The sequence below is a fragment of the Bacillus sp. SIMBA_008 genome (assembly GCF_046535495.1).
Taxonomy (GTDB): domain Bacteria; phylum Bacillota; class Bacilli; order Bacillales; family Bacillaceae; genus Bacillus; species Bacillus subtilis.
On sequence record NZ_JAWRWL010000351.1, the window covers coordinates 1 to 277 of the forward strand.

Genomic DNA, 277 nt, shown 5'->3' on the forward strand with positions numbered 1-277 from the left:
TGATGTCGCTCTTGATGAGCCGTATCTTGAGATTAACTCCTTTTTCAGAAAGAACGGCAGCCCTGAGACGGAGAAGGCCGCGATGAATACACTGGCCTATTTTGATATCATGAATCTGGCGGACCGCGTAAAAGTTCCGGTGCTCATGTCTATCGGGCTGATTGACCGCGTGACTCCGCCGTCGACGGTGTTTGCCGCTTACAATCATCTGGAAACGGAAAAAGAATTGAAGGTTTACCGGTATTTCGGACATGAATACATACCTTCTTTCCATACG

Annotated in this window: 1 pseudogene; it reads left to right on the forward strand. The window is 48.0% G+C overall.

Going from position 1 to position 277, the window contains the following annotated elements:
- Positions 1-277 (forward strand): annotated as a pseudogene (gene cah / locus SB658_RS23550) (cephalosporin C deacetylase); the annotation flags it as partial.